We start from the raw sequence: 21,934 nt of genomic DNA, 5'->3' as shown, positions 1-21,934 counted from the left end.
CCGGATAGGCGACATATGCACAATGTGCTTTTTTTTTAAAAAATTACCTCTAATATCATTATGCTTATGGTGCTCATCAACCAAGATTAACTTTGAATATATTTCTGGAGCATATTGCATCGTTCCTTAACAATAAGGTACTATTCTTGTTTGCCAAATATAGAACTATTTTGGTACTATATTTATAATAGGGATAGAAGATAAAATAAGTGAATTTTTGTTTCTAATTAAGACTTATTTAGTACTAGATTATTCGAGTTTGAGGTGTTATGCTTCGCATCAGCAAGTTGGCCGATTATGGAACAGTAGTGATGGTTTATCTCGCAAGGCACGCGAAAGGATTGTGTAATGCGCGCGATATCGCGTTACATACTCATCTGACTGTACCTACGGTAAGTAAAATTTTAAAACGTTTAACCAGTGCGGGTTTGTTAACTTCAGTGCGTGGAGTGACTGGGGGATACCGATTGCGACGACCTGCAACTGAGATTTCTGTGTCGCAAATAATTTTTGCATTGGAAGAACATCGTGGTTTCACAGAATGCAGTTTGCAACCAAATGATTGTTCATTACAAGGTGTTTGTACTATTCAGGGTAATTGGCGCTTAATTAGCCAAGCAATTGAAACTGCCCTAGATAGTGTGAGTTTGGCTACTTTGGCGAAACCCACTTTGCAAGCATACGATGTGGACCGAGTTCGACAATTGGCAAGTGGAGTTAATCGTGGCTAAAAGCAGTGAGCAAATTAATTCTCTGCTCGATAGAGAATACCAACATGGGTTTACCACCGACATTGAAGTAGATACTTTCGAACCTGGCTTGGATGAGGATGTTATTCGACGTTTATCAGCAGTTAAAGGCGAGCCTGAATTTTTGCTGGAATGGCGTTTAAAGGCTTACAGGTATTGGTTAACCATGACCCCTCCTCAATGGTCCAGTGTGCACTACCCGCCCGTGGATTACCAGGCTCTTTCTTATTACTCAGCGCCTAAACAGAAAAAAGATGCTCCTAAAAGCCTGGATGAAGTTGATCCCGAATTGCTAAGAACCTATGAGAAATTAGGTATACCCTTAAGGGAACAAGAGATGTTGGCTGGTGTTGCTGTCGATGCGGTATTTGATAGCGTTTCGGTAGCAACTACATTTAAAGAAAAATTAGCTGAAAAAGGGGTAATTTTTTGTCCTATCTCTGAAGCGGTACACAAATATCCCGAATTACTCATGCAATATTTGGGTTCCGTAGTGCCTTATCGCGATAATTTCTATGCCGCACTGAATTCAGCAGTATTTAGTGATGGCTCTTTTGTTTATGTCCCTAAAGGGGTACGTTGTCCCATGGAATTATCCACTTATTTCAGGATTAATGCGGCATCTACCGGACAATTTGAACGTACCTTAATTATTGCCGATGCCGACAGTTATGTTTCATATCTAGAAGGTTGTACAGCGCCTATGCGTGATGAGAATCAATTACACGCCGCTGTGGTTGAGCTAGTTGCTATGGATGGAGCACAAATTAAATATTCCACAGTCCAAAACTGGTATCCAGGGGATAAGGAAGGAAAAGGTGGAATTTATAACTTTGTGACCAAGCGAGGAGCATGTCGTGGCAAGCGCTCTAAAATTTCCTGGACCCAAATTGAAACCGGTTCAGCAATTACCTGGAAATATCCCAGCGTAATTTTGCAAGGGGATGATTCCGTCGGAGAATTTTATTCAGTTGCCTTAACCAATAATTATCAACAAGCCGATACAGGCACTAAAATGATCCATATTGGTAAGAACACGCGCTCAACCATTATTTCCAAAGGAATTAGTGCGGGGCGTGCACATAATGCGTATCGTGGTTTGGTTCGTATTGCACCAACAGCAACTAATGCACGTAATTATACTCAGTGTGACTCCATGTTGATGGGGTCTGAATGCTCTGCGCATACTTTTCCTTATATTGAAGTCAAAAACCCTACGGCACAGGTAGAACATGAAGCAACTACTTCAAAGATTAGTGAAGAGCAACTGTTTTATTGTCAACAACGAGGAATTGATACCGAGGATGCTGTTTCGATGATTGTAAATGGTTTTTGTAAGCAGGTATTAAAAGAATTACCTATGGAATTTGCGGTGGAAGCGACTAAATTGCTAGGTCTAAGTTTAGAAGGGGCAGTGGGCTAATATGTTAAAAATCAAAGACTTAAATGTTGAGGTAAATGGGCAATCCATTTTGAAGGGCATTGATCTTGAGGTCAATGCGGGTGAAATTCATGCCATCATGGGACCTAATGGTTCAGGTAAAAGCACCCTGTCTAAAGTATTAGCTGGCCATCCTTCGTATCAAGTGACTGGTGGAGAAATAAATTATCTAGGGCAGGATTTGACCCCTTTATCTCCCGAAGAAAGAGCACGTGCTGGTATTTTTTTATCATTTCAATACCCAGTGGAGATACCTGGGGTCACCAATGTTAATTTTCTCAAAGCCTCGGTTAATGCAGTCCGTAAAGGTCAGGGAAAAAATACTCTTGATGCAATTGAGTTTCTCTCATTCATTCGCGAAAAATGTAAGTTACTCGAAATGGACGAAAGCTTTTTATATCGCAGCATTAATGAGGGATTTTCCGGAGGTGAGAAAAAACGGAATGAAATTTTACAAATGGCCGCTCTAGAGCCTAAACTGTCTATTCTCGACGAAACAGATTCGGGCTTGGATATTGATGCATTGCGTATTATTTCGCATGGTGTTAACGCCATGCGGTCGCCTGAGCGTTCGATTATTTTAGTAACGCATTATCAGCGCTTATTGGATTATATTGAGCCAGATTTCATCCATGTGCTGGTAAATGGTCGTATTATTATGTCAGGTGATAAATCATTAGCGCTTGAATTAGAGAAAAAAGGATACAGCTGGCTCGAGGAAACGGTGTAATGATATGAGTGAAATTTTGGATTTTTACCATCAACGAGCAAAAGCCAGTTTATCTACTTTGCCTTGGCTTGCCCAATTGCAAACTAAAGCATTGAGAGATTTGAATCGAAATGGCTTTCCAACACGTCATGATGAGGACTGGAAATATACCAGTGTTGATGCTCTATTGAGCCAGCCATTTATGCTTTCTGATAATGAAAGAACCCCTCAAGAGTCTGCGGTCACAGCACACGATGGAAAAATAAATTCTGATTTACCAGTAAATCAGAACATATCGATCCAAAATGGACTCATTTTGGGGATGGAACAAGTTATCAAAATGGTTCCTCAAGGAGTATTAGTCCTTCCTTTATCGGATGCATTAACGAAACATCCGGAACTACTTAAACCGTATCTAGGAACTATTCTAAAGCAAGAGCATGGTTTTCATTATTTAAATACGGCTATGATTCATTGCGGCCTATTGATTTACATTCCAGCCGGTGTGGTGATTGAAGAACCTATCACTCTAGCCCACATACAGACCCAAACGAATCAGGCAGTTTATTTGCGACATCTCATTATTGCTGAGGCAAACACGCAGGCTACAATCATTGAAGATTATCAAGGTTTGGCTAATTGTTGTTATCTGACGAATACAGTAACTGAAGTTGTAGTTGGTGCTAACGCCAAATTAACGCATTATACAATTCAAAGAGAGAGTAAATCTGCTTTTCATCTAGGTCATTTATCGGTAAGACAATTGGCAGGTAGTGAATTTGCCAACCACTCCTTAAGCCTAGGCGGACAATGGGTGCGGTCCGATATCAGTTTGTATTTGCAAGAAGAAAAAGCTCATTCTTTGATGAATGGAATTTATGCTCCTGCTGAAGGCCAGCATGTGGATCATCATACCACAGTGCACCACTTGGTTCCTAACTGCAGTAGTGAGCAGGATTATAAGGGAATTCTCACTGGACGTTCGCGTGCGGTATTTAATGGTAAGGTAGTGGTTGCTAAAAATGCCCAGCACACCGACGCCAAACAACAAAATAAAAATTTATTACTTTCCGCAAACGCAGAAGTTGATACGAAACCACAATTAGAAATTTTTGCTGATGATGTTTTGTGCTCTCATGGCGCAACAGTGGGACAATTGGATGAGGAGGCCTTATTTTATTTGGCGACTCGTGGAATTGACCGACTCGAAGCATCGCACTACTTAATTCATGCTTTTGCGAGTGATAATTTGCGCCTTATTCCCCATCGTCAATTGGCGGATTATATGGGACATTTATTAACACAACAGTTGGGGTAAGCTAATGGACGCTTTGGATATTCAGGCAATTCGGAGAGATTTCCCTACACTTCATCAAAAAGTAAATGATTCTGATTTAATTTATTTTGATAACGCCGCAACATCACAAAAGCCTAAAGCGGTGATTGAGGCTATTTCTCGTTATTATGAGCATGACAATTCGAATGTGCATCGCGGTGTACACACTTTAAGTGTTAGAGCCACTGAGTGCTATGAAGCAGCACGTTCCAAAGTGAAACGATTTATAAATGCAAACTCGCCCCGAGAATGTATTTACGTACGCGGAACAACTGAAGCAATTAATTTAGTAGCCCAAAGTTTAGTTGCTCCACGTATTTTACCTGATGAAGAAATATTAATCACCCACATGGAACATCATTCCAATATTGTTCCATGGCAAATGGTATGCAAAAAAACGGGTGCCAAGCTGCAAGTTGCACCTATTTCTCTAGATGGCGAGATTTTGTTGGAAGAGTTTGCTAAAAAATTAAATAAAAATACCAAATTTGTTGCTATCTCCCATGCTTCTAATGCTTTAGGTACTATTAATCCAGTTAAAGAAATGATTAAGATGGCCCATGATTTTGGTGCCGAAGTATTATTAGATGGAGCCCAAGCAGCCCCTCATTTTCCAGTAGACGTACAAGATTTAGGGTGTGATTTTTATGCGTTCTCCGGACATAAGCTCTATGGTCCTACGGGTATTGGTATTCTATGGGCCAAAGAAGAACTTTTAGAGGCGATGTCACCCTATCAAGGGGGGGGCGAAATGATTAATTACGTTACCTTTGACGCCACAGAATATGCGGCACCACCTTATAAATTTGAGGCAGGTACTCCTAATATTGCTGGAGCAATTGGCTTAGGCGCTGCAATCGATTATTTAGAGTCGTTAGATAAAGAAGCACTCTTTGCATATGAACAAGAACTACTCGAATATGCAACTGCTGGGGTTCGCTCTGTAAGTGGATTTAACCTCATTGGAACTGCCAAACAAAAAGTACCTGTGGTCGCTTTTGTACATGGAACCATTCACGCGCATGATATTGGCACTATTTTAGACAGTGAAGGAATTGCAATACGCAGTGGGCATCATTGTGCTATGCCCTTGATGGATTTTTATAATGTGGCTGCTACTTCACGTATTTCCTTGGCATTTTATAATACTAAAGAGGAAATTGATGTATGCATACAAGCATTACATCGAGTTAAAGAGGTATTTGCATGAGCGCTGAATTACGAGAACTTTATCAAGAAATCATTATCGATCACAACCGCAACCCGCGTCATCACTATGAAATGAAGGATGCGACAGTGCAGGCGAATGGTTTTAACCCTTTGTGCGGGGATAAGTTAACCGTTTATGTCAAAATCGAAGCGAATTTGATTACCGAATTGAGTTTTTTAGGATGTGGTTGTGCTATATCACAAGCCTCGGCCTCTTTGATGACTGACTCCATAAAAGGCAAAACCATAGAAGAAGCCCATGAGATGTTTCATCGTTTTCACCATATGCTGACGCAAAATGAGGAAAGTCAGTTACTGTATATGGATAAGTTGACAGTTCTTGCAGGAGTGAAAGCTTATCCGGCACGGGTAAAATGTGCTACTTTGGCTTGGCATACTCTTGAAGCAGCATTGAATAAAGACAATAACGTGGTGAAAACCGAGTAATGGTTTATTAAAAGCCGCAACCTAGGGTGCAGTTACCAAAAAAACGCAGGTACTTTATGTTTGGTTTTAAGAAAAAACAGGATCCGGAATTATTGAAAGAGGCTATTATTAATGCGCTTAGGGAGATCTATGATCCTGAAATTCCCGTCAATATTTATGATTTGGGTTTAATTTACGATATTTTGATCGATGATGAAGCCCATGTGGTTATACACATGACTTTAACTACCCCAGGTTGTCCTGTTGCCCAAACTTTTCCAGGAACAGTAGAACAAGCCGTCAATAAAGTTGAAGGGGTTCGCGATTGTTCGGTAGAGTTAGTTTGGGAGCCGCCTTGGTCTCAAGACAGAATGACTGAAGCAGCTCGACTGGAATTGGGAATATTTTACTAATGTGGCAACCTTCCGCACCGATCGAGCATTTGCGTCAACGGGCGAAATTATTAGCAAAGATACGCTCTTTTTTTACTGAGCGCGACTATTTGGAAGTTGAAACTCCAATTATGGCGCGTTATGGCACAACCGATGTGTACCTTAGCAACATAAAGGCCACTTTTCGTGGCAAATCCTACTGTTTACAAACCTCTCCTGAATATCATATGAAGCGATTGCTTGCTGCTGGTAGCGGCTCTATTTTCCAAATCGCCCGTGTCTTTCGTGATGATGAGCTGGGGCGATGGCATAATCCAGAGTTTACTTTGTTAGAGTGGTACCGACTGGGCATAGATCATCATGCCCTCATGGATGAGATGGATGATTTCCTGCATATAGTGATGCAATCTAAACCTCTAATCAGAAAAACGTATCAACAGGCTTTTCTTGAAGCATGTGATGTGGATCCATTCTCTGCTCCAATTACACAATTTAAGCAAATATTGAGACGTTATGAGTTGGATAATGTATTAGCTCCTCAAGAAGAAGATAGAGATCAATATTTATTTCTGCTGATGAGTCATATTGTAGAACCTTTTTTGAGTAAAGAAACTGCTCCCGTTGCGGTCTATAATTTTCCGGAATCACAAGCAGCTTTAGCAAAAATTAATCAGGGAGTAGCCGAACGTTTTGAAGTCTATTACCAAGGTGTTGAGTTAGCGAATGGCTTTCATGAGTTGACGGATGCTACCGCCCAGGAAAATCGTTTCACTCAAGACCAAATGCTAAGAAGGGAAAAGGGTTTTCCCTCTGTGGAGGCGGATCAATACCTATTGCAAGCTTTAAAACATGGCTTGCCTTCTTGCAGCGGAGTGGCCTTAGGTATTGACCGTTTATTGGCTTTAGCCTTAGCACAATTTGAGATTTCACAAATTATTTCTTTCGATTTTAACAGAGCATAAATTTCCATTTTCTTCCCTCAAAATCATTCATAATCAACCTACAATGAATCCAAAGATGGTCTAATATTAATCATATAGGGCTTTTTTGTAGTTTCCAATTATGATACGAGCTGAAGAGATTTTTAAACCTGATTTTAAAGGCAAACCAGATTTTAAAGGTCCAATAGTATTACACATGATCGATCAAAATGGTTATGGTGATGTATCTTTAGGAATTAAAATTGCTAAGTTTCTCTCCAAAAAATATCCAGATGCTCCAGTTTACGTTTTGGCAAGATCAGATTCAATAAAAAAAATAATCGAGATTGAGCCTGACTTTTTAGAGCAAGTCACTCATCCTAAAATTAAAACGGTTAACACACAAATGACGAGTCATTATGCACTCCGTGAGTTATGTGAGGGTGCGCAACTTGCCGTAGAAACAGCTATTTATGATGACTCATTGAACAAATATTATAAAAAAAATACCTGTCCCAAAATCTTTATTGGGGAATATGGACTTTATGAGAAAAAGGACTATAAGTCACCCATAATAAGTTTAAGTGGCAATGTGGGTGTAGGAGAAGATTATCCTGGTATTTTAATTGAATCTGATTTAAAAGAATTTTCACGTTTGAGTCCTGCAGCCAAATTAGAAGCTCGAGCAAAAATTCTTAACGGATTGGATCCCCTGTTGAAAAAACAAATGTTAGGGAGTGAGAGTGGAGATGCCTCAGTTTTTCTTAAAAAGAACAGTTTTGCTTTTTCCTATTATAACTTCCCCTATTCTTATAAAAGAGCAGCCACTGTATTTGCGGCAAGTACTGAGGAAGGAAAACACGCAAACTATTTTGTAAGTGCTTCCGATAAAAACGACAAGGATCAAGTGGTATTAGAGGCTTTAGAAGACAAAGATTTTCAAGATAAGTTAAAACAACTGGGATATAGCAAGCTTGTTTTTTATACTGAAGACTCAGATAAGCCACATAAAGAGATTATTTTAGATAAAACAAATGCTGAGGGTAGGGAGTTTAGAGTATTCCAAAGAAATCGCTTTACTCACGATACCACACTTGATTTGATGCGTTTGTCTGATGTCTGCGGAGTTGCAGGCGACCAATCACTTACAGAAGCATTTTCCCTTGGTGCTTACCCTGTTCCAGAGGAATGGCATTGTCAAATAAAAATAATAAATCAAATTGCAAATACCTATTATGCTAATAATGGGGTCATGTCACATATACATGGGAATACATGGGAAAGTAAAAGCTCACTTAACGAATGGGCCTATGCTGGTGAAATATTGCGTAAATTCCGTCCTACCGTAGATATTGTTCTTACCAAATTCCAAAATGAGGCAAATCTTTACAATGCACTGGACTATCGGCTTAATATGGAACTTGAAAAGCCAAAACAAGAAGAAATAGACAAATATAATAAAGCCTTTATTGAGGCACTTGAGGTGAATCAAAGGAGTCTAAAAACAGACAAGGATAAAGCTTTTCATATAGCTACAGAGATAGCGCGTTATTATGCTAAGTACGAACCCAGTCAACCCCTGACACTTGGTAAAATACTCGATACAATGAGTACGCATGTCGGTAAATCAATTTCCCATATTGATAAAATAGCTAATGTTGTTGTTCAACAAAAAGATTGTGACTTTATAAAAAGTGAGCGCAGTACTAGTTTTATAAAAAGGAATATTACCCACACCTCCTCACGAAATACAGAATTATTTTCCAAACTCCAATCGTTGCAACGACACCATTTTCCCTCCTCAATGGAAGGAAATACCCAAGATAAAAGCAATTCGTTTAAAGAAAAATTTTCTGAAGTGCGTCAATCGGAAGTTACAGAAGGCGATCTCGATTTGGCAGTAAAGTATTTAGCTGGATTAAGTATACAAACACTCAGTGAGGAGATAGGTTTTGGTCATACCCACAATTTTGGCAAATCCTTGCATGACGGATATCACTTGGTTGAAAAAATAACCCCTTACGAACCGGATAAGCCGGTAAATGAAAATAAAAAATTTACGTTTATTATTGAGACTAATTACCATTCGGATGAAAAATATCAAATTACGATTTCTAAAGAGCAATTGCGAGAATTTTCAGAGCGACAACAGATGAAAGAGGCGCAATCTGCATACAATTGCTGAGCATACCTTGGGATTCTGTAGGCGTGAGATCAGATGGTAGCTGCCTTCTCTACGTTCTCTTGAGCGTTGCTTCTGGGGCTCAGCTCTTTTCCTTCATAAATTCTCTACTTTCCTTGTTTCATCCCAAGCTTTGCATGACCCCACCTGGGGTTTAATTACAGCATATTGATTTGCTTTCGGCGAAGATAGAGTACACTTCATTGTCACCAATGATTAAATGATCAAGTAAGCGAGCATCAACTAATTCAAGGGCCTCTTTGATACGTTCGGTGACGACAATATCTTGATGACTTGCATCAGATAGACCTGATGGATGGTTGTGAGCAAGGATGATGGCGGCAGCATTATGTTGTAAGACACGTTCTATGATGGGTCTGGGATGAATCGTTGCGGTATTGATTGTGCCAGAAAAAAGTTCTTCATAAGCTATGATGCGATGTTGATTATCCAGAAAAAGAGCTGCAAAAGTTTCATTTTTATAATCGCGCATCCGCTTTTTTAAATAAGCATAGGTTTGTTTGCTGTTGGTGATTTGGGTGTCTTTTTGCAATTGAATGTAATCACTGCGACGGCACATTTCTTTGACTGCTTGTAATTGGGCATAGCGTACGTCTCCCAAACCATGTATCTGCTTGAAACTCTGTTTATCTGCATTAAGAATGGCGCGTAAATCCCCCAAATGCTTGAGGAGATCAAATGCTAATTGAACACAGGATTTTTTATTACTGCCCGAACTGATAAAAATTGCGAGTAACTCTGGGTCTGAAAGACTTTGTGCACCATGGGTAAGCAATTTTTCACGCAGATCTAACTGCCGTGTTGATTGGACGATCGTCATTTTTCTATTCCTTTATTGCGAAGTTTATGCTTTGATCGAGGCTATTCTTATCAAAAATGTTGAACCATGCAAGATTTTATTGGGAAAAAAGTACTTCTTGGGATTTGTGGTGGGGTCGCCGCATATAAATCAGCTTACCTGATTCGAGAGTTAACTCGAGCCGGTGCCGAGGTTAAAGTGGTGATGACCCAATCGGCCCAGGAATTTGTTAGTCCCTTACTCATGCAAGCTTTATCAGGAAATGAGGTACGTACGAATTTATTTGATGCCCAGGCAGAGCGGGCTATGGGACATATTGAATTGGCGCGTTGGGCCGATTATTTGGTAATTGCACCCGCTTCTGCCAATTGTCTTGCCAAAATAGCACAAGGTATCGCTGATGATTTGCTCTCTACTTTATATCTTGTAGCCGAAGTTCCCGTACTGGTTTGTCCCGCTATGAATCGCAGTATGTGGGCTCATCCCGCGACCCAAGCCAATTGTAAGCTATTACAGACACGCGGTGTTATTTTTGTGGGGCCTGAAGAAGGTTCTCAAGCGTGTGGTGAACAAGGTTTTGGGCGGGTAAGTGAAGTGGAACAAATCATGAGTGCTTTACGTTTACATGAGGTCCATCAGTTGTTAGCAGGAAAAAAAGTACTGGTAACTGCTGGACCCACCCGTGAATCCATAGATCCAGTGCGCTATATCAGCAATTACAGCTCTGGAAAAATGGGCTATGCGCTAGCAGAAGCTGCTGCAATGGCTGGAGCACAAGTTACTTTGATTAGTGGGCCAAGTTCTTTACAGGCATCGGCGACCATAAAGCGGATTCAAGTGGAGTCTGCACAGGAAATGCTGGATGCTGTAATGCGGGAAATGCCAGCAGATGGTATATATATAGGAACAGCTGCTGTTGCCGATTATCGGGTTGAGTCACCAGCTTCTGAGAAAATAAAGAAAAAAAATCAAGATGAAATGACACTAAAATTGATAAAGAATCCTGATATTTTAAGTCGTGTTGTGGATTCAGCTAAGGCGTCTTATGTAGTTGGATTTGCTGCGGAAACAACGGATGTTTTACATTATGCCACCGAAAAATTACAGCATAAAAAACTGGATATGATCGTGGCTAACGCAGTAGGCAAAGGACTTGGATTTGAAAGTGAGGTGAATCAAGTTTCTTTGATTACAAAAAGCAAACAAATCGAGCTGCCCTTAACCCATAAAACGCGATTGGCAGGACAAATCATTGCAATCATTGCTGCAACTCTGCAAAATGATGCGCATTAATGTTAATAGGAAAAATTATGACGCAAGCGATTCAATTAAAAATTCTTGATGCTCGAATAGGAGACACAATTCCGTTGCCTACTTATGCGACCGATGGTTCAGCCGGGCTCGATTTGCGTGTTTGTATGAATGAGCCGATTCAAATTGCACCGCAAGAGACTGTGCTGTTGCCAACCGGTCTGTCCATTTATATTGCTGATCCCAAATTAGCGGCTGTCATTTTACCCCGTTCGGGTTTAGGACATAAAAATGGTATCGTTTTGGGTAATTTAGTTGGACTGATTGATTCTGATTACCAAGGGGAACTTAAGATTTCGTGTTGGAACAGAGGAATGGAGCATTTCACTGTGAACCCTGGAGAGCGTATTGCGCAATTGGTTTTTATTCCAGTTGTACAAGCAGCTTTTGAATTAGTTGCTGAATTTACTGAAACCTCTAGAGGGGATGGTGGGTTTGGTAGTTCGGGGAGGCATTAAAATGAACTATCAGCAAAAGCAAGTTTCTCGCTCTGTATTTAGGGCTTATGATATTAGAGGCATAATTGGCCAGGAATTGGATGAAAATGCGTTCTACAGTATTGGATTGGCGTTAGCCTGTTATTTACGTGATTTACAACGTCAGCAAATTTTTTTGGCACGAGATGGTCGCCTTACCAGTTTGGCTATGTCTTCAGCTTTAAAACAAGGATTACTCGATAGCGGAATTGAAGTACTTGATTTAGGGGCCGTTCCTACCCCGGTGATGTATTTTGCTGTTCATACTCAAAGTATCGATTGTGGATTGATGGTAACCGGAAGTCACAATCCGGCGAATTACAATGGCATCAAAATGGTGTTGTTGGGTAAGACTTTAATGCAAGAAGATATTGATGTCTTGTATCGGATGGTTCATGAAGGAAAACGCATCACTGGCCAAGGTAAAGATGTCGCATTCGATATATTGCCTACTTACAAAGAACGGATTATAAGTGATATAAAAATTAAACGCCCTTTAAAAGTCGTAGTTGATTGCGGGAACGGTATCGCTGGTCCTGTTGTACCTCAAGTGCTTCGTGAATTAGGCTGTGAGGTGGTTGAGCTTTATTGCGATGTGGATGGGCACTTTCCTAATCATCATCCTGATCCCACTGTCGAGGCTAATTTAGCTGATCTGAAAGCTGCGGTAGCAATACATAAAGCAGATTTGGGTTTAGCTTTTGATGGCGATGCCGATCGAGTCGGGTTGGTCACGAACAAAGGGGAAATGATTTGGCCTGATCGTTTGATGATGCTTTATGCTCGGGAATTATTAACACGCCGTCCCGGAGCTACTATAGTGTTTGATGTGAAATGCTCCAGTCATTTAGAATCGGTAATCAAAGAGGCGGGCGGTGTAGCAAAAATGTGTCCTACTGGTCATTCCATTGTGAAGCACATCATGAAACAAGAAGGAGCCGCCTTGGCTGGGGAAATGAGTGGCCATTTGTTTTTTAAAGATCGTTGGTATGGATTTGATGATGCACTCTACAGTGCTTGTCGGTTGCTCGAAATTTTTAGTGCTTCGAATAAGACCGTAAGTGAACAATTTGAAGTAATTCCTAATAGTGTTAATACTCCGGAATTAAAAATTGCCATTGCGGATGATGAAAAATTCCAGTTTATGAAACGATTTAATGAAATGGCAGAATTTCCGCCTCAAGCACGTGTTATTGCCATTGATGGGTTACGTGTGGAATTTGATAAGGGTTGGGGGCTATTGCGTGCCTCGAATACCACCCCTTGTCTCGTTGCTCGTTTTGAAGCGGAAGATGAACATAATTTGGAACAAATTCAGGAGTTGTTCAAAAAACAGATGCATTTATTGGATGCCAAACTTGAGTTGCCATTCTAGTTATAAGGCTGACCTAGGTGAAGAGATATATCCCACCTAGGTTTCTTAAAGCCTCGTTCAAAATAAAGTATTAAGTTTTTATTGAAAAGTATTCCAAAAAAGAACACACTAAGTTCAATTCATGATGAATTTTATGAGAAATGGAGTTAAGCTTGGAACATTTAAAGTTACTTGATCCTTCCAACATATCTACAGCGAACACGAGTGAAAAAGACCTGTCCCTTGTCACGATTGGCCAGGGTTGTCGCTTGACCATTGCTTCTTCGCAAGCAGTGTCACATTATTCATCTGCGGTTGCTTTACCACCCCAGGCTACTGAAGTCATCGAAGCTTCATATCAATTTTTGAAAATTCATGTTGATTCGAGAATTCCCATTTATGGTGTTAATACAAATTTTGGGGATCAGGTTCGCTATATCGACGCCGCTATAAAAGATACTGAAGAACTGGATTACTATGAATCAATTAATGAGCGACAAGAAAACATTATTCGCTCTCTTTCTTGCGGCTTGGGAGCAATTGTCGCACCTCATATCGTTCGTGTGACGATGATGCTGCGCGCCCATTGTCTGGCGCAAGGCTATTCAGGGGTGCATCCCGCCCTGATTAACGCGTTGTTAGATTTTCTAAATGCGGGTATTACTCCTGTGGTTCGGTGTTATGGTTCTATTGGCGCCAGTGGTGATCTGATTCCTCTTTCCATGATTGCTGCAGCGCTTATTGGAGAACCCGTTGCGGTAATTTATCAAAATAAAGTAATGCGGGCACCGGAGGCAATTCAATTAGCTGGACTTAAGGCTTATAAACCTGTCATGCGCGATGGTCTTGCTCTCATTAATGGTACATCCTTTATGACTGCAATCGCGAGTTTGGCAGTTTATGACTTACATCGGTTATTCAAACAAATGTTAGCGGCAATTGCGATGACCTTAGAGTCTTTACTGGTAATAAGTAGTGCTTATCATCCAATGGTGCATCAACTGAAAAATCAAAAAGGCGAAACGGCCATTAATCAATTTTTTATTGACTTCTGGGAAGGAAGTCAGTTATTGACCGATTTAGATGAATTGCGCACAACCGATTATACCTATAAACCAGTGCAAGATTATTATTCTATTCGTTCGGTTCCTCAAGGATTTGGCCCATTTCAAGAAAACTTAGAACGTGCGATTCGATGGATAGAAAATGAAATGAACTCTGTTAATGATAATCCTGTCATTGATGTTGCTGCGAATAATATTCATCATAGTGCAAATTTTATGGGCTATTATATCACGGATGCGTGTGATATTTTAAAAATGAATATTGCCCAGGCTTCTACATGGATGCATGCACTCCTTGCAAACTTAGTTCATCCCCGCAAGAATCATAATTTACCAGTGAATTTAGTACCAAATCCAGAAACGCATAATGGCTTTCGTTCCATGCAGTTGTTGTCAGCAGCACTTGCAGTACAAAATCGTAAATTTGCCCAATCACATCAGTCATTTACTTTACCTACGGAGGGTGATAATCAGGATGTGAATAGTTTAGGAACTCATGCTGCTTTTGATTTTCAAGAATCAGTTGCTAATTTGGAACGTCTCACCGCAATTTTGTTTCTCGCTGCAACACAGGCACTTGAGTTACGGGGTATTGAAAAAGCAAGTAAAAAAGCTCAATCTATCTATCACACGGTTCGTCAGTATTCTCCAAGAATAGAACACTGTAGGCCGATGACAGAAGAAATAGAACTAATTATCAATTTACTAAGGGATAGTAAAATTTAAAGGAGTAAAACGTGCGTCGGTCTCATTTATACCTAACGCTTTCTTCATTCTTCATGGCTTCACCAGTCTTAGCGACGTCCGATTTTAATCTGCCTTTTGTGAACACGGCAGGATTAGGAGTGGCTTATGCCGATTGGGCTACTGCAGCCAGTGATGCGAGTACGGCGTATACAAATCCGGCGGGGCTAGTTAAACTGACTCATCAACAAATAGTCGGTAATGCATTGGGTATAATAGGCACGGCTCGATTCACAGGAACTGCAACGACCCCAACATTTCCCTTTCCATTCCCTGTCGTTCAATCTGGTGAGGCAAAGAGCCAAATTAAGGCTTTTCTGCCTTCATTTTATTATTCTGCCCCTTTAAACCAGCGCCTTTCTTTTGGTTTTAATTTAACGACTCCATTTGGATTGGGTACGAATTATGGTTCTACACGTTCCGCTATAGCGCGTTATGCTACTACGCGTGCTCAAGTTGTGGGAATTGATGCAGGTCCAAGCTTAGGGGTAAAAATAACCGATCGTTTTTCTCTTGGAGCGGGATTCGATGCGCTGCATCTGTCATTCACCCTAAATAATATGTATGGCCCTCCTGTTTCTTTTCCTTTTGATTCAAGACTAGAAAATCATTTAAGTGGCTGGGGGTATGGCTGGCATGGGGGGGCTTTATTTGATTTTTCACCCGAAACCCGGATTGGTTTAAGCTATTATTCTAGAATCTCCCTTACTACAACGGGAGATAGTACGGTTCATGCACCTGCAGTAGGACCCGAAGTTGTCGTTTTCAGTACCAATCAACAAAAAACAAAAGCGGCTTTACCCGCCCGAGGCGAATTGAGTTTGCAACATGATTTCACAAAACGTTGGACAGGAATGGCCACTGTCTTTTACACCCATTGGAGTACCTTTAAACAAATAACCATGGAAAATACGCAAACGCCGATGGGAATAACACTTCCAGTTACAATTCCTTTTAATTATCACAATTGTTTTGATTATGCAGTTGGGGCTACATATAAGGCAACTGAAAAAATATTATTCCGTGGCGGGCTTCAATTTATGAGCACTCCCTCAAATGATAGAGACAGGGGTATTGCTGATCCTGTGGGTAGCGCTACCATTTTGGCTGTAGGGGCTCATTATCAACAAGATGAGCACTTAGGATATGATGTTGGGGTGGGACATTCGTTCTTTAACCCGATGTCAGTGAACCTTATCACTCCGTTGACTGCTCTTAAAGGACATACCCATACCCAAACAACTGCAATAGGTGGACAAATTACCTGGGCATTTGCATAGTTTTTATCATCTTAGAAGAAGCAAAGTAGAAAGTCCTAGTAATTGGATTGAAACTTTGGATCGAAAGATTTCAGATAAATTCTGAATTTAGCTTAAAAAGTGTGGAAAATGGAATTATTTTGAACTAATTTTAATGGATAGGATACCACAAATAAGTTGTCCAACCCATAAGTAATGCGATTAATCATGGAGGATTATCAGCATGAAAAAAATAACCAATTATGATCAATTCAAGAATATTCTTCCTTATTCGAGTGAAATGTTTGGAGTATATCAACCATTAATTGGCTGGAAATCAAAAAGAATATTGAAGCGTATAGAGAAATTTGCCCAGTTACAAAATGAATTTTTGCTGGATCAGCTGACGAAACATTTTGTAAGTGAAACATCCATAGCAGACGTTGATTTACGGAGTTGCCTGTTAGAAAATCCTCATTTTGATTTGGGGGAGTTCTCACCTTCGGGTAAATTGTTTAATCAACGCTCCATTTTATTACAAGAGCTGCGTAGAAGATTACAAAAAAAAATAGTTAAAAATGTTGATGAATGGCGTCAGTTTATTGCGGATAATGATTTAAAACGTATCCTTCATGAACATGTTTTCAACTATTATAAGGAAGAATTCCATGATAAATGTGAGCGGGTTGGTACTTTAAGATCGAATCCCGGCGAGACGAATGACGGACAATTTCAACGGGTTATGCAACGTAAGGAAGATCTTTATCAGCAACTTGTTACTCAATTGAAAATTGAATCGATTATTGCAAGAGTTATTATGGAATTGGTTAATAATCAATCTGTTGCTCCATTGAATAAAATATTTTATTCCAATGCCAAATACAACAGCAAGGAAGCATTTTGGGCCATTGTAAAGAACTATTCTGAGGATTACAAAGACCCCTACCTGACGTTTGATCCTAAAAAAGATATCGATAATGTCTCTTTATCACCGTTAGGTATCGTACACTTATTTCGACAGTATTTTTTTGAATTTGATACGTTTCTTGGCTCACCGACAGGTCATGTTTGGTTAGCCCCAGGATCCACAGTAGAGCTCATTGAAATGAGTACACGGAAAACAATTACTGAAAAAACATATGAAACTGAATATGAATCGATTACAAAGACGGAAAAAAGCACCACTGATCAAGATGAAATCAGCGAAGCTGTAAAACAGGAGAATAAAAACGATTTAAAATTAGGTTTTTCAACTACTGTTAACCAATCATGGGGAACGGGCAGTGCTTCTGCTACGGGTAGTTTAAATATGGATAGAACGCAACAGACAGCACGAGAAACAACGCATAAAAAAATGCGTGAACAAACGCAAAAACTTTCTTCAGAAATTCGGGAAAATTTCAAATCTACCTTTAAAACCATCACTGAAGAAATGAATACTTCTAGCAAACGTTATGTTCTATCCAATAATACCCCTGATTTGATTAATTATGAATTACGTAGAAAAATGCGTCAGGTGGGGGTACAGGTTCAGGATATTGGTAGTTTTTTATGTTGGGAAACTTTTGTCGATGAACCCGGTGAGGATTTAGGATTGTCTACATTAGTGCATATTGCCAAGCCTGCTGATTTAATTCCTAAACCAGTCATAACAGAAACTGTACCTCCTCCGGATACATCAACTAATTTTACTGCGCAAGCTGTTTGGGATTTTGGTGATAACAGAAAGAATAATAAAGATTTTCCTGAATTAGGATTTGTTCCCTTGACTACTTTTCAAGTTCCACCTCCTCCTGATGGTTTTGAACTGCAAAAATCAAATTATCCTGATCGTTATATTAATATTAAATATGTCTCACATAGTGGTGAAGATTCTGAAAATGCAATTTGGGCTTTTAATGGCAAATTTACTCCAGATTTTTCACAAATTGAAATAGGGGTTATCACTGCACCAGACGGATTGGAATGGGATGAGCGAATTGATTTTGTTGTAGGAGGGACACTGCATTACACTACCTCAGCAGCAAAACTTGCTGAAATTGCTGCAAGTAATGCGTCCAAAAAGGCTGCAGCCGTTGATATTGATATTGCTAATGCTGAGAAAACGCGACAAGCTTTTCTGGCCGCTGCTAAAGAACGAATCGAGATGGCGAGCAATATTACCAAACGTAAATATGAAGATTTACGAGAAGAAGAACGTATTATTGTTTATCGTCGTTTGATTAAATCCTTGATGACCGATATTCATTATCAGGTAAAAACAGAACCTAAAACCTTACATGTATTATCCGAATTAATTAATTCTATTTTTGATGTCAATAAAATGCTTTATTTTGTTGCTCCTGAATGGTGGAAACCACGTAAAAAATTCAGTCAATATTTGGGAGTAGGTGATTTTCAAAGTTTGACCGCGGACTCGGTAAATTGGTCAGATAATGTGGCAAGAGAAGATAATTATTTAATTACTGATAAGTCACAACCCGCGCCAATGGGAAGTTCTCTTGGATGGTTATTGCAATTGGATGGAGATAATTTGCGAAATGCATTTCTCAATGCGCCTTGGGTAAAGGCAGTTATCCCCATTCGTCCCGGCAAAGAACGTGCAGCGATAAATTGGTTAAAAAATGTCAATGTGGAAGGGGCTGATGGTTTGGATGCTGCATATGCCGCACCACAATCTGAATTGGACGAAATCAAAGCTAAATTATTGGCGATTGATCCGGCGGATGAAGTAGGATCCCATACCCAAGTAACTATTAATGATGCCATTCGCTTTTTGTGTACTCAAGTTGCACAAAAACATGAAGAATCCAATAAAACGGATCATTATCCTAAAGGGGCAGAAATTCATGATGATGATAAAGTTTCAGCAACCCCGATTGATAAAGTCTATGAATATGGCTTTTATCCTCTGCAAGGAAGCTTTCGTTATGATCCCGGGAATCCTGATCCCAATAATCCTGATAGAAATTTTCAGGTGTTTGATCAATGGATAGAAATACTGCCTACGGATCAGGTAGTACCCGTTAAGGTCACTTATAATCCTCTTACGGGAAGACAGGAACCTCCGGTATAAACAAGTTATTTATTTTTTGAAAGTTTTATAGAGCACAATTGAGTCGTGATTTAAGTTGATTTAAAAGAGGGGAATTCGATTATGGTCGGCCCAGTAGCACCTGCTGTTCGTCAAATGGATAATTATGGCGAGGAAGTCAGCAATGCTTTTGATGATGCTGAAAATGAGTTTTTTTCCTCGGGGAAGCATTTTATAAAAGATGATGTAATTAATCTGATTTCAAAATCAGGATATTTTAGAGTGGATTCCTATGAAAATACGTCAGCAATTGATCGCCACTATGTTGTTTTTTTCTTTAATAAGAAAAATTATGATATGACCAAAAATCCGGAAGTATTTGAAGTTCATGGTACTCTTGCTCAACGGTATATCGAACTTCATAGAAATCAGCCTAATATCACGGACTTTCCAATTGATAACGATCGTCCATTAAAAGTAGATAGCAATTATGTTATTTCAGTAGAAAGTGAATCAGCACTGGTATGGAGTAATGCCACCAATAAGGTAACGCAAAGAAAATATTCTGAATATAAACCGGCTAATGAAAATACATTGGTTGCTTTTACTGAAGAATATCCCATTACTGATACGAATATTAATTTTAAAAATTGGAAAAATTCTAACTTACAAAGCTTATCTACCAGAGGAGCCGGCAGACCTACGCAAATTCTTTTACACGAAACAGCCGGTATGAACATGGATGCTTCAGCTGCTTTCAATGTGCCCGCACACTTTTTGATTGGCAATATTAAGGATAACAAAGGAACTATCTTTCAAATGGTTGATATCGCGGCCAATGTTCCTCATGGGGAAATTACTAATAGCAGAGCCATTGGCATTGAATTTGTTAATGCGCCATTTGATATTTGGGAACAAGTTCAAGATCCGAATAATCCTCAAAGATCCATTGATAAAATACCCCGTGTTAAGTCCAATTTCGGTTTAACCAGCAGTACCCAGGGTATTTATCTTCATGTGGAGAAGATTAATATTAAAGATGTGACCATTAACAAACCGGTTCAATTTATTCCATTAGAGTTTTCTGATGTCGAGGAAAATGGGTTCTTTGAAGTTAAAATTCCTGAAGATAAGTTATTGAACAAAACAGCCTTATTGGCGTTCAAAATAAACGGCAAGGAGATCGCGATTGAGAAAGATAAAATTGTGACGATTCAATACTGCAAGCCTGGTAAATTTGAGCATTTAAAATACCTAGTTGAACTCTTGTATGGTAATGACTTAATTAAAGATGCTGATTTTGAAGAGGGAGAATTTTGGAAAGGTGTTTATTATGACCCTGAACAAGACAAGACCTTTTATATTTACCAAAAACTTTTTACAGAAACGATAACCACGACAGTAAATCCGGCAGGAAAAATGATCAAAAAAATGATCATGCATTTTACGATCAGTCTGGTAGAGCCTTGTATTTTTTGTCACGCCCAAATTGGTCACCATGTTGACGGATATTTACAAGGTTTATACTTGTATTTAAGAATTTATGAAGAATTATCGATTAAAGCAACCTTACAATACATGATATTTTATTTAACTTCAGAAAAAACAAGTGCAGAGAAGATCCCTTTGGAACTAAGCGAAGAAACTACAGTAACTAGAACTTCAGAAATCAATTCAGCAACTAATGCAGAAACTAATATTGATATTCAGTTTTCAAAGCCTGTAAGTCCAGCAATAATTAAAATTAATAATTTTCTAGAAATCGATATTGACGCTGCGAAAACCAAGTTTCCATAGATAAGAATTAATGATATATCTAAGGAAATTCAATGTCGTATTCTCATTAGGTTATGAGGGAAAATAGTATGAGAAAGATAGTTGTTTTATCATTTATAACTCTTGACGGAGTCATGCAGGCTCCTGGCGGCCCAGAAGAAGATCCCACGGGAGGATTTAAACATGGAGGCTGGGTCTTTCCTTATTTTGAGGAGTTCCTTGGCAAAGTGATGGACAAACAAATGGGACACCCCTTTGATTTATTGCTTGGCAGAAAAACCTATGAGATATTCGCTGCTTATTGGCCCTATAAAAGATGACCCGATCGCAGATAAATTCAATCGTGTAAAAAAATACGTTGTCTCGACAACGCTTGGGACTCTTAGTTGGCCGAATTCTGTACTTATCAATGAAAACATTAATGAAGAAATTAGAAGGCTTAAAGCGGAGGACGGGCCTGAATTGCAAATTTATGGTAGCGGTATTCTTATTCAAACACTTCTGGAGCAGGACCTCATCGATGAATTTTGGCTAAAAATATTTCCTATCACGCTTGGAGGTGGCAAACGTCTATTTGATAAAGGTACGCTCCCGGCTGGGTTCAAATTGTTGGAAAGTGGAGTTTCCCCAAGTGGGGTTATTGTTGCCTCTTATGCGCGAGCAGGAGAGGTTAGGGTAGGGTCTTTCGCACAGGATAAACCCTCAGAAGCAGAACTTATTCGTCGTAAAAAACTTAAAGACGAAACAAAGTAA

Annotated in this window: 19 protein-coding genes; 18 read left to right on the top strand and 1 reads right to left on the bottom strand. The window is 39.5% G+C overall.

The window, feature by feature from the left end; genetic code table 11:
* Positions 1 to 269 precede the first annotated feature (269 nt).
* From ACWTE2_RS12570 to ACWTE2_RS12530, 9 genes are all read left to right on the top strand, one after another.
* Positions 270 to 731 carry an SUF system Fe-S cluster assembly regulator gene (locus ACWTE2_RS12570; protein ID WP_182392473.1) on the top strand — a complete coding sequence of 154 codons (462 nt, stop codon included), beginning with the start codon at positions 270 to 272 and terminating at the stop codon, positions 729 to 731.
* Positions 724 to 2,172: a Fe-S cluster assembly protein SufB gene (gene sufB / locus ACWTE2_RS12565; RefSeq protein WP_370530104.1), complete on the top strand. Its 1,449-nt coding sequence runs from the start codon at positions 724 to 726 to the stop codon at positions 2,170 to 2,172. Before ACWTE2_RS12570 ends, sufB begins: the two co-directional genes overlap by 8 nt.
* Position 2,173: 1 nt before the next feature.
* Positions 2,174 to 2,920 carry a Fe-S cluster assembly ATPase SufC gene (sufC, locus tag ACWTE2_RS12560; protein WP_454785608.1) on the top strand — a complete coding sequence of 249 codons (747 nt, stop codon included), beginning with the start codon at positions 2,174 to 2,176 and terminating at the stop codon, positions 2,918 to 2,920.
* A gap of 4 nt (positions 2,921 to 2,924) precedes the next feature.
* Positions 2,925 to 4,217: a Fe-S cluster assembly protein SufD gene (gene sufD / locus ACWTE2_RS12555; RefSeq protein ID WP_454785607.1), complete on the top strand. Its 1,293-nt coding sequence runs from the start codon at positions 2,925 to 2,927 to the stop codon at positions 4,215 to 4,217.
* A 4-nt stretch (positions 4,218 to 4,221) separates the two neighbouring features.
* Complete coding sequence (locus tag ACWTE2_RS12550; protein ID WP_304599266.1) at positions 4,222 to 5,445, top strand: cysteine desulfurase; 1,224 nt, start codon at positions 4,222 to 4,224, stop codon at positions 5,443 to 5,445.
* A complete protein-coding gene (sufU, locus tag ACWTE2_RS12545) occupies positions 5,442 to 5,891 on the top strand; it encodes a Fe-S cluster assembly sulfur transfer protein SufU (RefSeq protein ID WP_454785606.1) in 450 nt (149 codons plus the stop codon). The genes ACWTE2_RS12550 and sufU overlap by 4 nt, the downstream gene beginning before the upstream one ends.
* A 56-nt stretch (positions 5,892 to 5,947) precedes the next feature.
* Positions 5,948 to 6,283 (top strand): SUF system Fe-S cluster assembly protein, encoded by a 336-nt coding sequence (locus ACWTE2_RS12540; RefSeq protein ID WP_182392478.1) that lies wholly within the window; start codon positions 5,948 to 5,950, stop codon positions 6,281 to 6,283.
* The gene (gene epmA / locus ACWTE2_RS12535) at positions 6,283 to 7,224 is read left to right on the top strand and encodes an elongation factor P--(R)-beta-lysine ligase (RefSeq protein WP_454785605.1); all 942 of its coding nucleotides are present in this window, start codon (positions 6,283 to 6,285) and stop codon (positions 7,222 to 7,224) included. The genes ACWTE2_RS12540 and epmA overlap by 1 nt, the downstream gene beginning before the upstream one ends.
* 100 nt (positions 7,225 to 7,324) lie before the next feature.
* Positions 7,325 to 9,367 (top strand): hypothetical protein, encoded by a 2,043-nt coding sequence (locus ACWTE2_RS12530; RefSeq protein ID WP_454785604.1) that lies wholly within the window; start codon positions 7,325 to 7,327, stop codon positions 9,365 to 9,367.
* Positions 9,368 to 9,518: 151 nt separating this feature from the next.
* Here the strand turns inward: ACWTE2_RS12530 and radC are convergent, their stop codons facing one another.
* Positions 9,519 to 10,205 (bottom strand): RadC family protein, encoded by a 687-nt coding sequence (radC, locus tag ACWTE2_RS12525; RefSeq protein ID WP_182392481.1) that lies wholly within the window; start codon positions 10,203 to 10,205, stop codon positions 9,519 to 9,521.
* Between the two features lie 66 nt (positions 10,206 to 10,271).
* Between radC and coaBC the strand changes: the two genes are divergently transcribed.
* The 9 genes from coaBC to ACWTE2_RS12480 all read left to right on the top strand — a co-directional run bounded on the left by coaBC (position 10,272) and on the right by ACWTE2_RS12480 (position 21,934).
* Positions 10,272 to 11,477, top strand: a complete 1,206-nt coding sequence (gene coaBC, locus ACWTE2_RS12520) for a bifunctional phosphopantothenoylcysteine decarboxylase/phosphopantothenate--cysteine ligase CoaBC (protein ID WP_454785603.1) — start codon at positions 10,272 to 10,274, stop codon at positions 11,475 to 11,477.
* Between the two features lie 17 nt (positions 11,478 to 11,494).
* The gene (gene dut, locus ACWTE2_RS12515; protein ID WP_454785602.1) at positions 11,495 to 11,953 is read left to right on the top strand and encodes a dUTP diphosphatase; all 459 of its coding nucleotides are present in this window, start codon (positions 11,495 to 11,497) and stop codon (positions 11,951 to 11,953) included.
* A 1-nt stretch (position 11,954) separates the two neighbouring features.
* Positions 11,955 to 13,346: a phosphomannomutase/phosphoglucomutase gene (locus tag ACWTE2_RS12510; RefSeq protein WP_454785601.1), complete on the top strand. Its 1,392-nt coding sequence runs from the start codon at positions 11,955 to 11,957 to the stop codon at positions 13,344 to 13,346.
* A gap of 152 nt (positions 13,347 to 13,498) precedes the next feature.
* Positions 13,499 to 15,115: an HAL/PAL/TAL family ammonia-lyase gene (locus tag ACWTE2_RS12505; protein WP_454785600.1), complete on the top strand. Its 1,617-nt coding sequence runs from the start codon at positions 13,499 to 13,501 to the stop codon at positions 15,113 to 15,115.
* A gap of 11 nt (positions 15,116 to 15,126) precedes the next feature.
* Positions 15,127 to 16,413: an OmpP1/FadL family transporter gene (locus ACWTE2_RS12500; protein ID WP_454785599.1), complete on the top strand. Its 1,287-nt coding sequence runs from the start codon at positions 15,127 to 15,129 to the stop codon at positions 16,411 to 16,413.
* Between the two features lie 202 nt (positions 16,414 to 16,615).
* Positions 16,616 to 19,447: a peptidoglycan-binding protein gene (locus ACWTE2_RS12495; protein ID WP_454785598.1), complete on the top strand. Its 2,832-nt coding sequence runs from the start codon at positions 16,616 to 16,618 to the stop codon at positions 19,445 to 19,447.
* Between the two features lie 81 nt (positions 19,448 to 19,528).
* The gene (locus tag ACWTE2_RS12490) at positions 19,529 to 21,202 is read left to right on the top strand and encodes an N-acetylmuramoyl-L-alanine amidase (RefSeq protein ID WP_454785597.1); all 1,674 of its coding nucleotides are present in this window, start codon (positions 19,529 to 19,531) and stop codon (positions 21,200 to 21,202) included.
* Positions 21,203 to 21,270: 68 nt separating this feature from the next.
* Entirely contained in the window at positions 21,271 to 21,501 is a 231-nt protein-coding gene (locus ACWTE2_RS12485) for a dihydrofolate reductase family protein (RefSeq protein WP_454785596.1), read from the top strand.
* Positions 21,464 to 21,934, top strand: a complete 471-nt coding sequence (locus ACWTE2_RS12480; protein ID WP_454785595.1) for a dihydrofolate reductase family protein — start codon at positions 21,464 to 21,466, stop codon at positions 21,932 to 21,934. Before ACWTE2_RS12485 ends, ACWTE2_RS12480 begins: the two co-directional genes overlap by 38 nt.

The sequence above is a fragment of the Legionella nigrisilvae genome, from assembly GCF_977063395.2.
The sequence above is the reverse complement of the archived record's forward strand: the minus strand, read 5'-3'. Positions and strand labels throughout refer to the sequence as shown.